Genomic DNA, 12,176 nt, shown 5'->3' with positions numbered 1-12,176 from the left:
GGATAGCGGCTGAGGACCGGCAGATCCAGACCGACGGCGGCGATGGCGTCTTTGACCGCCTCAGCGCGCGCGCGGCGGCTGAGACGCTGATGCAGGGTTAACGCCTCCTCCAGCTGCGTCTGAATGGACTGCACCGGATTCAGCGCATAGCGCGGGTCCTGCAGCACCATGGCGATATCGTTGCCGCGCAGCGCGCGCCAGCCGCGGGCGCTGCCCGGCGAGGAGAGCGCCACGGTGCGGCGCGGACCGCGCCGCGGCCCCCCCCTTTTCACGCCCAAGTGACAAGAAAAGCGCGGGGGTTGCATGCAGATGATAGATGTTTCGGGTTTTAAAAAACCCGCCACTCCCGCCAAAGCCGCTTTGAATGACCAGCATTGCCAAGCGTTCATAGGCCGCACGCGGAGAATTTGCGTGAACCGTGGAAAGCGAACCGGGATGCCCCGTGTTGATGGCCTGCAGGAAATCCAGCGCCTCGCTGCCGCGCACTTCCCCGAGGAGCAGACGGTCGGGGCGCAAGCGCAGCGACGCTTCCACCAGACGCCGCATGTCCACCTGTGCGATGTTCTGATTGCCCCGTGATGCGATCAGCCGGACATGGTTGCCATGCGGCGGCATGAGTTCGGGCGTATCCTCGATTGTGATGATCCGCTCGTGCCCCGGTATTTCCCGCATCAAGGCGTTGAGAAACGTCGTCTTTCCCGTTCCCGTCCCGCCTGAAATGATCATGGAGATACGGTGACGCAGCGCCAAATGGAGGAATTGCGCGATATCGCCCACATCGAGGTGGCCGCACAGGGCCTGTTCCTCGTCGGTCAAGACATCGGCCCCGCCGGTTACCCGCGCGCGGAGAAGCGCACCGGCCTCGGCATAGTCGGAGAGCGACAGATCACGAACGATCTTCCGCCGGATGGCAATGGCGCCTCCGTCCGGTGCCGCGGGCGGCAGCACCACCTGAACGCGCGAACCATCCGGCAGGGATGCGGAAAGCAGCGGTTCTTCTTCGTTGACAAACTGATGACTGGCGGCGGCGACCCGCTCCGCCATGAAGCATATCCGCTCGCGGGTCAGCTCCGGCAGGTTGAGCGCAACCATACCCGCCTGCAGCACGCCTGAACCATATTCGACGAAAACCCTGTGCGGTTCATTGATGCAGATCTCGATGACATCCTGCCTTTCCAGCAGCGATTGCAGTGGTGCAAAGGCCAGCGAGATCAGATCGTCGTTGCGGGAGACCATGCCCATCATGAAGCCTCGCGCGGCACAAAACCCCGGAAGGCAGATGCGTGCGGGTTTCTATTGTCCATAGCCGTCGCGCCCCCTTTTGAGCTCCTGCAGCTTTTCGCGCACCGGATCCGGGTAGAGATCGGAAAAATCGAGATCGCGGCGGACAAAGATAGCAACCGGCGTTCCCTGATTGATGGTGATCGTGGGTGGAATACTCAGTGACCCCTTCAAGGCCTCTCCTGCGACCTGAGCAAAGGTTTGCGCCGCAACCGCAGCGCCCTTTGCCGCCATGTTCGCGCCGATATCGATATTGGGACGGGTCGTGACGGTCCGGACTTCATTGGTCTTCGGATCAACGTAGGTTGTCGTCACCGGGCCTGAATTCAGGCTGGATGATGTGTCCGTGGAAGCCAATATTTGACCGCCGGCGGAAATCGCGCTGAGCAGGATCGCGGAACCGTATCGCTCAAAAACATGCCTGTTCACATGGCCGCTCATTCCGGAGCGGCCAAGCTCATCCGTTCCGATGGAACCGAGATTGATGGACACGCCGTCCGACCGCAACAGCCGGGTCCAGACGATGAATGCCCTTGTCTGCCCTTGCGCCAGTCCGGCGTTGTATTCGCCGATCAGCCGCGTGCCTGATGGCACGAGAATCCGCCTTCCGTCGAACGACCATACATCATCCGTGGTTATGGCCCGCACCATTCCCGGCAGGTCGGTTTGGACTGACGTTTCGAGGACACCCCGCACAATAGTGCCCTGCGGCACCAGTGCGTCGATGCGCGGGTTCTTTTCAGCCTTGGCCGTTTCGGCGGATTTTCCGGACAGGGAGGCGAGAAACTGATCGTTCGGATTGGTGGCCTGAAACGTATCCGGGCTTTTCGGTTTCTCGTCAGTACCCCTCTCGTTGTGGGCCGGCTCACCCGCGGTGCCCAGTTCCGAAACGATCATCGGCGAACGGTAGCGGTCCTGTTGCTTCGCATGATAGGCCGCCTCCTCCGCCTCGGCACGGCGGCGTGCTTCTTCCTCGGCGCTGCGCCGCTGACTTTCCGAATCGTCAGTGTTGCCCGCCCTTCTTTCGATCACCGCCGCGGCTTGCGGCAGGAGCGGTGCTGCGTTCCGTTCGGGCGGCGGCGTGAGATTGAGCTGGCCCGCACGGGATGGCAGGAAAGCTTCGTCGGACACCGCGCGCTCGCCTTGCGGCGGCCGCGGGTGGCCCAACAGCGGCAAGGCAAAAAGCCCGGTTGCCCCTGCCGCAACACATAGGCCAACGATGCCGGCCCGCAATGTGCGCTTTGGTTCCAGCAGGCGGGAACCTGTCCCTGCCTCGATATCCAGACTGCGATGGTAGTCGAGATCGGGCATCGCTTATCTCCAGCGCCGCTTGGAGGCGGGAGCATCGGCGATGACGGCCGGCGCGGCGACAATTGATGGCGCTGTTTTCCTGTTCAGATTGAACAGGCAGGTCGCATAATCGCCGTGCCGCAGCATCCACTGCTTCGCAATCTTGTCGACAACGATATAGTCTCCCTCACGCCGGTAATTGGCGAGGATTTCGCGCTTGCCTCCTTCAACACTGAAGATCGCCGGAACATCGCCCTGAAACCGGAACCATGTCTTGACGCCGTCATCAAAAGCCTCGGCCGGTTTAAGCGCACGGTCCCCGCGAAAATGATAATCCGTATTGGCATCTTCGTGGCGGAACCCAGCGCGGTTTGGTTCCGATACCAGCCGTTGCGCCTGGGCCAGAAGCTTGGCGTCCATCTCCACGTCGGGATATCGGAACTTGATCATGTAGGTCTGATCAGACTGTGAATCCGGATGTGCACGCAGGACGAAGGTGTAGACATGCTTGTCGCTGACGATGTTCATGTTCGTCGCGGCTTTCGGCTCCACCGGCTTGAGGAAAATGATATTGCCCTTCTTGTTGGGCTCGATTTTCCAGGAAATGCTGTCGCCAACGGCAACCGTTTCGATTTTTTCCGTGTCGCCCAAAACGATCATCGTCGACACGCCGTAGGTTGCATCGACCGCGACGACGTTGCTGGGGTTGTAACTTACCGTCCTGACACGGGCATCCGCGGCACCGCGGCGCGGCGCTACTTCCGCCTGCGCCGCATGGATGACCGCCGCCATCGTTATTGCGACGCCAACCGGCAATACCATGCAGGCGCGGGCACGTGTCCTCATGGCTGGTACCGGTCACCGGGAGTGCCTTGCCCGGACAGGCTTTCCTGATCGCGGCGATAGTCGACGACCTGAAAACCAAGCGGATTTTCGAACCGCCATTCATTGGGCATGGGTGCTTTGGAATACTGGAAATGCAGGAGAGAAACCCAGTGTTCCTCTGCGCCGGACTCGCGGCCTGTCCGCTGTGTGGAAAACCGGACCACGGCCGTAAGCCTGTTGGGAAGTTGTATGGATTTGATCTTCAGTTCCACCCGGGTCTCGCGGCCGAAGCGCGTCACCGGATTGTCCGCATTGGATGGACTGTAGAGCGCAAAGAGATCCCGCGCGGCATCACGTGTCGACAGCAGCTGGGCAAGATCAAAATTGTCTTTCACCGTTGCCGGATCATAGGTCTCGCGCGCTTTCAGGTAACGAACCACATACATGCGCGCGATCGCTTCGTTCTGCGTCAGATCACCGTCGGCAAGTGGTTGTTTTATCTCCATAAACCCGGTTGTCTTGTCGACTTCGATGACATAGGGCTCGAAGCTCTTGAGCGGAAGCAGCAAGGCGAGACAGGTCAACGTCAGGCAGGCCAGGGCAAAGCTGATGACAGCCACCAGCCACGCGGTCAGCCGGGACCGCTTCACGGTGCGGATGACATCGTTTTCCCAGCGGATGGCTTCGCTGAAATAGCGCCTGTCCGGCCCGGGTGCCAATCCCGCCTCGATTATGTTTTCATTGGATCCAGACGCATTCATCACTGCCGGCGAAACCTTGAAATCGGTAAAACTGAAAATTCTGAAATGAAAACTTTGTAATATGACCGCGCGCCCTGCCTCGATTGCGCAGCGCCCGAAGAACCGTTCAAGTTGTAAATATCATGCGAACGCGGAACACAATTCGACTTTGGTCTGATGCCTTTCACCCAGGCAGGAGAAAATGAGGTTTGCCGCGTCCTGCGGTAGGCAGCTGGCCGACTTTCCTAGCGGGTTTCAACGGCTCCGGGGGCGGAGACCGGAACCGCGCTGGCCCGTTGTCCGAGCCAGATGCTGCCAATGACGAGAACGAGACCCCCGATCTGCGGTGAGGTCAATGTCTGATTGAGGAACATCCATCCGAGCAGCACGGCGGTCAACGGGCTGAGGAACAGGAGCAAGGACACCACCGCGGATTGCATACGCGCAATCCCCCGGAACCACAGGACATAGGTCAGGGCAGCGCCGATCAGCCCAAGCCACCCCAGGCCAAGCAGATTGGCCGCACTCGGGAACGGCATGGGCGGCTCGAAAAGCAGCGCCATCGGAACGAGAAGCAGCCCTCCGGCCGTCAATTGCCAGGCCGTGAAGGTGAGCAGCGACACCGGCGGTTGCCACTTGCGGGTCAATACATTGCCGAGGGCCATGGAGACCGCTCCGGCAAGGCCCGCTGCGACACCGACCCCGTCGAGCGCCGCATTGGGGGCCAGCACCAGCAGCGCGACACCGGCGATCCCGACAAGGGCGGCATAGATCGATACCGGGCGGGCCGGACTGGCGAGAACGAACGAGGCGAGAAAAACCACGATCAATGGCTGGACCGCCAGCACCGTCGCAGCAACGCCGCCCGGAAGCCGGTAGGCCGCGATGAACAGCATGCTCAGGAAGATCGCGATATTGAGGGCGCCGAGAACAAAACTGCGCAGCCACCAGATGCCGGCCGGAAGCTGCCGAACGATCAGGAGCAGCAGCAGTCCTGCCGGCAAGGCGCGCAGCATGGCAACCGTCATCGGAGAAAAGCCCGACAGGAACGCGGTGGTGACGATATAGGTACTGCCCCAGATGATGGGGGCAATTGCCGTCAGCAACAGGTCGGAACCGCGCGCGCTCATGATAGTTCCAGAACCTCGGCCAGGGGACGGCGGGGCTTCTGCGGCCAGTTTCCGGGCGCGGCGCGGCCAACGGTGACGAGCATCACTGGCACTTCATTCGGCCCAAGGCTGAACGCGCGCGCAACGCCTTCGGCATTGAATCCGACCATCGGGCCGGAGACGAGGCCCAGCGCTTCGGCGGCAAAAATCAGAGTTGCGGCACCAAGGCTTGCCGAGCGTACGGCTTCATCGCGCGCTGTCTGAGGATCGGCATATTGTGTGCGGGCCCCTTCCTGCCATACCGCGGCCATCTCGCCCGGCATGAAACCAGCCTCGATGAAGGGACGCAACCGTTCGGGAAGGGCTGCGTGGTCGGGAAGTTGCCCGCAGACAATGAACGTAACGGCGGCATCGCGCACCTTGGTTTGACCGTGGGCCAGATGCTGCAATCGGACCTTGGACTCCGGTGCGCGCACTGCAATGAAGCGCCAGTTCTGCAGGTTGTAAGCGGTCGGGGCACGCGTTGCCAGACGCGTCAGCTCCCTGATTTCCGCATCCGACAGCGTGTGCGAGGCATCGAAACGGTTGGCTGAAACACGCTGTTCGATCAGAGCGATTGTAGGGTTGGTCATCACGTCGTTCCAAACTTGGTATGTGGCTTTGACATCACATAGATAATTCACCTGATGATGATAATATGCGATATAAGAAAGTGATAATTCACTATTGGAAAACTATGACATGGATCATCTCACGGCCCTGCGGGTCTTTCGCCAGGTAGCGGAACGCAACAGCTTTGCCGAAGCCGGGCGCCGTCTCGGCCTGTCGCCGCCTGCGATCAGCAAGAACATTGCCGAGCTGGAGGCGCATCTGGGCGTTCGGCTCATCAACCGGACGACGCGGCGCATGGCGCTGACCGAAGAAGGCCGGATTTATCTGGAGCATGTGATACGCGGGCTCAATGCACTGGCCGAGGCGGACGAAGCCCTGTGTCCGATCAAGGCGGAAGCGAGCGGCACATTGCGGGTCAGCGCACCGATGACGGTGACGTTGACACGGCTTTCGGCCGCAATTCCCGGTTTCCTGTCACGCTATCCCGGCCTGCACCTCGATCTGCATCTCGACGACAGGCGGGTCGACATCGTCCGGGAAGGATTTGACCTTGCCATTCGCGGCAGCGACAATCTGGAGGATTCCAGCCTGATCGCGCGAAAACTCGCCGTCATGCCCCATGTCCTCTGTGCGGCGCCCTCCTATTTCGAGGCGCACGGCAAACCTGAAGAACCGTCGGATTTGAAGGCGCACACCTGTGTCCGGTTCAGCCTTTCCGGCCATGCCGACCTTTGGGAGTTCCGCAAGTTCGGGCGCACGGAGAGTATCACCGTCAACAGCCGATACTCGGTCACCTCAAGCCTTGCTGTGCGTGACGCGCTGCGGGCGGGCTTCGGCGTGAGTTTGATGCCCTATCCCTACGTCGCAGACGACCTGAAGGAGGGCCGGCTTCAATCGGCGCTGGATGACTGGAGCACGGTGGAAACCACGCTCTATGCCATCTATCCGTCCCGGCAGCACGTCGCGCCAAAAATCCGGGCCTTTCTCGATTTCCTCATCGACGCATTCAGCCGGGAATAGATGAACGCGGCTGCAGCCGCTGTGACCGGCCAATGCGCCGGCTTGTCTGGGAATGGTGACCTGTCCGATGCACGGCGTGCGGCTGGCACAATCATTTCTTTCGGGAAGGTGCGAAATTCGCCATTGAAGCCAAGGGCCGCATCGGTTAGAACCGCTTCGCGCATGCGAGCTATCGCAGCCTCATGCACCCGTAGCTCAGCTGGATAGAGCGCTGCCCTCCGGAGGCAGAGGTCTCAGGTTCGAATCCTGTCGGGTGCGCCATTCTCGAACAAACGAGAGAACTGCTGGCGGAGTTGCCCCAACGTCATGGGAAGCAGCTTTTGCAAGGATAGATTTCGATCCGCTGATCCTGATCTCCTTCTTTGTAACCCTTACCTCCTGCATGAGTATTCGAACATAAGCTTGGCGGAATTCCGCAGAGCCGTTCTCCCATTGGGCTCGCAGCAATTTGGCAAATTGTTCGATTCGCTCCGGCGTGATTTCAGCCTGGTTCGATGAAAGCCGCTCTTGAAGTTCTTTGATTTCGATGGACAGGTCATCGCGCTGAAGTTTTAGACCCAGCAAACGAACTTTGAGATTCGGGGCATCGGCCTCCATCAGCCCGTTTTCCACCAATGCCAGTGGTCGCGTTAAGGCCGCTTGGACATCGCGGTGCGACTGGCGCAGCTTTTCGATCTGATGCTTGTTGCGGTCGGCGCGCTGGGTTGCAGATTGGAGATAGCTCTTGAGCAGAAGCTGAAGACGCACGCCCTTTTCCGTAACGACAAAGGGGCGATTGATCAGGATCCCTTATCCCTTTCATTGACAGGGCTCGGTGCTCTTGCGGTCAATCTCGCATGCACTTTCCTCCTTGTGAGATTTCGGCATCATCCGGGAAGCCTGACAAGGGCGGCATTCTTGTCAGCACGAAATGATGCCTTTGCCAATATTACAATCATCCCGGCACACTCTTGTCATGACCCCTTTTTGGCATTGCCAACTCAACAATGGTCTTCATGAGGAGCGTTTTGTGGGCTTGGCTAAAAGAACTGCGATGAAGCAATATATCGGTTTTGATTTGGTCCCCATTGAGTGCCGCGCTCGTGCGCTGGTCGATCGTTGCCGCGGCCGTCGTCACGGCATCGTATGCTTCAGTGTCGACGGTGTCGGAGACAGAAGTGACAAGCGTAACCATATGGCCATGCTGGCGAATGATCATACCGGGTAGCACGGCCTTCAAAGGCCGGGACAGCTGCATGAGGGCCGAAGTGTGAATGGCTGTATAGGAAGGCAGTGGGGTGGTCATGACCTGCTCGTCGAGTGACACACTATTAACAAGCACGTCAACATGACCGATTGCCTGGCATACACAGTCCAGCTCCTCGACTAGTCGAGTTTCGCCTTCGGTGGACACAATACCTGTCCCGTCTGTGGGAACGCCAAATGGAACATCAAGCCAATATGCCCGACCACCCAACGCCTCGAAAGCGGCGACCAATGCTGGCCTGATTTTCTCATCGACCCCAACCATGAGGATCGTTCGTGGTTCTGGATTTGTCACGTCAAAGTCAACTCCGATGCGAGCAACAACAAGCTGCGTTACCGGCGATGCTTTCGATTAACTTGAGAGGCCGGAATGGCCGTTACATCCCGCATATCCCGTTGATCGTCACGGGAAACAGCTTCCAAATTGGAAGCAACTGTATCCACGTGGAGAAATATTTGTCTAAGTAATTGAATTATATATATAAATGTTACACCACAACAGAACGGATTTGCTCAAGTAGTCGAGTTATGAAGGCTAAAATGCAGAAGCCTCAACGATGAGATCAGAACTTATTGTGAAAGCTCGCTTTCAGAACTGCCTTTACCAAACAGCTGAACAAATTTAACGCAGCTGCCTGTGCAACGTATAGAGATAGGAATTGAGCAATTCCACCGCGCGATCTGTCAGAGAAGCATATTGACGGCGCCCGTCATCAGGATCATTCCACTTTTCAATCAATCCCGATTCTTCCATCTCATCCAACCTGCGTGAGGCGGTAGACGCTGCAACTCCCGACACAATGTAAAGACTTGAGATCGACACGTTGCGTCCCAACAGACGGTTCTCCATAAGGTCGAGAAGCATGTACCAAGCAGGATCTGCAAACAATTTATCGGTAAAATAACGAGTACGAATGTCACGTGTTTGGAGAAGCTCGAGCAACCGCTCCGGAGATGGACTATCATCATCACTTGCTTTGCTGCTGCTTATCTCTGCCGGGGTAACTGCAGATTGCATCTTTTCCGGAAACGACATCAGCATCTCAGCCAGTCGCCTGGCCTCCTCGCTGATACGCTCCAGATGCACTCTTCCTTCTTGCCAGGCGTTTGCGGCGGTCCGGTGCTCCTTGGCTCGCTGCGCGCAACGCTCAACTGCTGCAAGTAATTGTTCCCTGCGCACAGGTTTATGGAGAAAATCCACTGCCTCCAGTCGCAGCGCTGCAACCGTGTTATCGATGGTGGCGTGACCAGTCACGAAGATAACCTGAAGCCATTTCCGGTCTTCATAGCGCTCACGTATTGTTTTGAGCAGTTCAATTCCATTCATACCGGGCATGCGGATATCGCTGACAATGACGTCGATATCAGGCGTCGTCGCCAGAAAGCGGAGCGCATCAGAGGACGTATTGGCACGAATGCAATCGTACCCGCTATCGGTCAGTGCCGTGCCCAGCACACCAAGCAAAGCGATTTCATCGTCCACGAGCAGCACTCTCGATTTCGATGCAACAGTGATGGGAACGCTCATGTGCTTTGCCTTCTAATTCATAGACAACTGTTCATCGGATTCTGCACTTTCATATTCTCGCATCAGAATGCGGAACTCTGCGCCACTGCCTGTGTTGCGAGCTTCTATGCTGCCGCCGAGATCACGTGCCATTCCATAGCTGAGTGACAATCCCAATCCCGTACCACTGCCGATCGGTTTCGTCGTAAAGAACGGTTCGAACAGGCGGTCCAGATTTGCTGGTGCGATTCCGGGACCTGAATCCGTAATGCTTATCTCGATCATGTGCGGATGTTTGCCATCAGCAATACTGACCTCGATCCATTCATTGGATTCAGATACCGCGTTCACGAGGCTTGGCTTTTCAAGGATCGCATCACGGGCATTCAAGAGGATATTCAGCAGGATTTGTTCCAAGAGCGTCAGATCACCCAGTATTTGAAACTGACCAAGCTTATAGTTCTTTATTATTTTAATTCCCGAATTCTCTATCTGCGTTTGCGCCAGCGACAGAGCTCCGTCTATGGCACGAGCCGGATCAAGCGGGTGCGCACGTCCGTCAGTACGGTGACCATATATCCGCATGTGACCCACAATCGCGGCAGTTCGTTCAATCTGTTCACTGACCAACTGGAGATTGGTATCAACGAAATCCGGCTCTGCGTTACCCCTTTTGATCCTTTCGCGGAGATTGTCGAGCGCCATGGTGATTGTTGCCAATGGCTGATTGATTTCGTGAGCAATGCCTGTTGCCATCTCACCGAGCGTAATCATTTTGCCGGACTGGTAGATCGCAAGCTCGGCCGCACGCCGCTCGGTGATGTCGAAGCCGATCGCCACCAGGTTCTTAATTGATCCGTCATTGGTGCGAATGGGCGTTACCGTCCACGAGAGTTCACGCTTCTGACCACTGCGCGAAACAACATTGCGGTTTGTTTGATAGGGCAACCGGTCGATGATGGACTGCAATTCATAGCCAAGCGCATATTCAAGAGGATTGGTACCGGCGTCCGCCGCTGCAGGTTGAACTTTCTCGAGCTGGAAGATTTCTCGAAAAGCCGAATTGGCCACAACGAATCGACCCTGAGCATCTGTAACGGCCACCAGTGCACCACCGGTATTCAGGATCGATTCCAGAAACTCCCGCTCCTGGCGCTCCCGCGCAATATCGAGCGTGCTTGACATCAGTGAAGCGCGATTTTTGATGTATTTTCCCAAGATAATGCCAAGTGCAACGAGCGCTGCAAACAATGCGAGTAGAGCAGTGACAATAATGCCCGATGCCGTTAGCCAGGCCCGATAAATGGGCCCAGTTGGAACCCCGACATAGGCGAGAAGCGGGGCAGCGGATGATTTGCTATAGGCGAATATCCGCTCGATACCCGTTCTTGCGGAAGGGCGAACAACGATCCCTCCACCGTTTCTGATGACGGTTTGGGCCAACACACTAAGGTTCCTTCCGATCACCTCTGTAACGTTGGAAGCACGAACAATGCCATCCTGTCCGACAAGACCGACAACGCGTCCGCTTTCCTCCTGAAGTGTATTGTAAAATCCATAAAGAAATGGCCCATCAACAACGATCAGAATGAAGCCATTAAAGCTCCCGTCCTCGGAAGGAATTTTGCGGGCATAGTTCATTGTCCAGCCGCTCCAGTCCTTTCTTCCTCCAAATTCTGTCTGATAGGGTGGGCTGACATATCTAGCCAGTCCCGGTTCCGTGCTCAGTATCTTAAATGAGGTGTCCGCGGACATATCCAGGCCAACTGGATAGGTCAGAACGTTGCTCGCCACAACGTGCCCAACCTTATCTACGATGGCGATGGCGGTCGCGGCCGGTTCGGCTTTTGCACGACGAGTCAACACTTCAGACAACATGTCCCGTGAAACGATCGGATTGGTACTGTCTTCCACTACGGCACGGCTGAGTGCATCCAGTGAGACAAATATTTGAGTGGTGTGCTCCGCTAATGCTCTCGCCAGATTCATCGCGTCCTGGCTCGCCGCGTTCATCCTGCTATGATAATCCTGCCAGATCATCGTGGCTGCGCCGATAAAAGCGATCGAAATGACAAAAATTACAGCCGCCCAATAGGAGGCAATCGTCCGCCGGTCCATTCTTCTATGAGCACTCATTTTTTCAACGCACGCATAGGCGATCGGCCTTTCCAGATTATGCCCCGCTATCAATAGCAACTTTCAGCGGCTCGGGGTATGTCGCACAATCTTCCCATCCGTTGGCTTCACTTATATTAGTGTATCTACGGATGCTATTCACAAGGCACTAGGAACTGTACGGATTCCAGTGGTGCGCTGCTTTTCGCAATCAAAACTGCATCACATTTGCTGATTTCCTCAGAAGGAGCGCCTGTTCGGTGGGCTTGGCTAGATGAATGGAAATCATCACAATTCAGCAAAGGGTAACATTGCCTCAGTCAGTATTCCGGCCGAATGCTTTTCTAGCATTCTGCCGGAACAATGTGCACCATTTCTACCCGGTAATCGGAAGTCAAACCGGGCAGGTGCTGCGTCCGGAAGTCGTTAAGA

10 protein-coding genes, 1 tRNA gene and 1 pseudogene are annotated in these 12,176 nt (G+C 57.0%); 3 read left to right on the top strand and 9 right to left on the bottom strand.

Annotated elements, in window-relative coordinates; translation table 11 throughout:
• Positions 1-60: 60 nt before the first annotated feature.
• The 6 genes from virB11 to RDL77_RS20135 all read right to left on the bottom strand — a co-directional run bounded on the left by virB11 (position 61) and on the right by RDL77_RS20135 (position 5,877).
• Positions 61-1,245: a P-type DNA transfer ATPase VirB11 gene (virB11, locus tag RDL77_RS20160; RefSeq protein WP_288194470.1), complete on the bottom strand. Its 1,185-nt coding sequence runs from the start codon at positions 1,243-1,245 to the stop codon at positions 61-63.
• Between the two features lie 48 nt (positions 1,246-1,293).
• On the bottom strand, positions 1,294-2,592 hold the full coding sequence (gene virB10 / locus RDL77_RS20155) for a type IV secretion system protein VirB10 (RefSeq protein WP_288194469.1): 1,299 nt from the start codon (positions 2,590-2,592) through the stop codon (positions 1,294-1,296).
• Positions 2,593-2,595: 3 nt separating this feature from the next.
• Complete coding sequence (gene virB9, locus RDL77_RS20150) at positions 2,596-3,417, bottom strand: P-type conjugative transfer protein VirB9 (protein WP_288194468.1); 822 nt, start codon at positions 3,415-3,417, stop codon at positions 2,596-2,598.
• The gene (locus tag RDL77_RS20145; protein ID WP_308526417.1) at positions 3,414-4,115 is read right to left on the bottom strand and encodes a type IV secretion system protein; all 702 of its coding nucleotides are present in this window, start codon (positions 4,113-4,115) and stop codon (positions 3,414-3,416) included. Before RDL77_RS20145 ends, virB9 begins: the two co-directional genes overlap by 4 nt.
• A gap of 266 nt (positions 4,116-4,381) precedes the next feature.
• Entirely contained in the window at positions 4,382-5,266 is an 885-nt protein-coding gene (locus RDL77_RS20140; RefSeq protein WP_288194467.1) for an EamA family transporter, read from the bottom strand.
• Positions 5,263-5,877, bottom strand: coding sequence for a nitroreductase family protein (locus RDL77_RS20135; RefSeq protein WP_288194466.1), 615 nt, complete (start codon positions 5,875-5,877; stop codon positions 5,263-5,265). The genes RDL77_RS20140 and RDL77_RS20135 overlap by 4 nt, the downstream gene beginning before the upstream one ends.
• 109 nt (positions 5,878-5,986) lie before the next feature.
• On the opposite strand from RDL77_RS20135, the gene RDL77_RS20130 reads away from it, so the two are divergent.
• From RDL77_RS20130 to RDL77_RS20120, 3 genes and pseudogenes are all read left to right on the top strand, one after another.
• Positions 5,987-6,877, top strand: coding sequence for a LysR family transcriptional regulator (locus tag RDL77_RS20130; protein WP_288194465.1), 891 nt, complete (start codon positions 5,987-5,989; stop codon positions 6,875-6,877).
• Between the two features lie 184 nt (positions 6,878-7,061).
• Positions 7,062-7,138: transfer RNA gene (locus RDL77_RS20125), tRNA-Arg, on the top strand.
• A gap of 525 nt (positions 7,139-7,663) precedes the next feature.
• A pseudogene (locus tag RDL77_RS20120) lies at positions 7,664-7,822 on the top strand (cation transporter); the annotation flags it as partial.
• Here RDL77_RS20120 and RDL77_RS20115 read toward each other — a convergent pair.
• From RDL77_RS20115 to RDL77_RS20105, 3 genes are all read right to left on the bottom strand, one after another.
• Positions 7,812-8,417 (bottom strand): hypothetical protein, encoded by a 606-nt coding sequence (locus RDL77_RS20115; RefSeq protein WP_288194464.1) that lies wholly within the window; start codon positions 8,415-8,417, stop codon positions 7,812-7,814. The pseudogene RDL77_RS20120 and the gene RDL77_RS20115 sit on opposite strands and share 11 nt — an antisense overlap.
• A 327-nt stretch (positions 8,418-8,744) precedes the next feature.
• Positions 8,745-9,650: a response regulator gene (locus tag RDL77_RS20110; protein ID WP_288194463.1), complete on the bottom strand. Its 906-nt coding sequence runs from the start codon at positions 9,648-9,650 to the stop codon at positions 8,745-8,747.
• Between the two features lie 12 nt (positions 9,651-9,662).
• Complete coding sequence (locus RDL77_RS20105) at positions 9,663-11,747, bottom strand: ATP-binding protein (RefSeq protein ID WP_223612149.1); 2,085 nt, start codon at positions 11,745-11,747, stop codon at positions 9,663-9,665.
• Between the last annotated feature and the right edge of the window lie 429 nt (positions 11,748-12,176).

Origin of the sequence: uncultured Phyllobacterium sp., assembly GCF_902479695.1 — a bacterium.
Taxonomy (GTDB): Bacteria; Pseudomonadota; Alphaproteobacteria; order Rhizobiales; family Rhizobiaceae; genus Phyllobacterium; species Phyllobacterium calauticae.
Note: the sequence above shows the minus strand (reverse complement) of the source record. Positions and strands in the feature narration are given on the sequence as shown.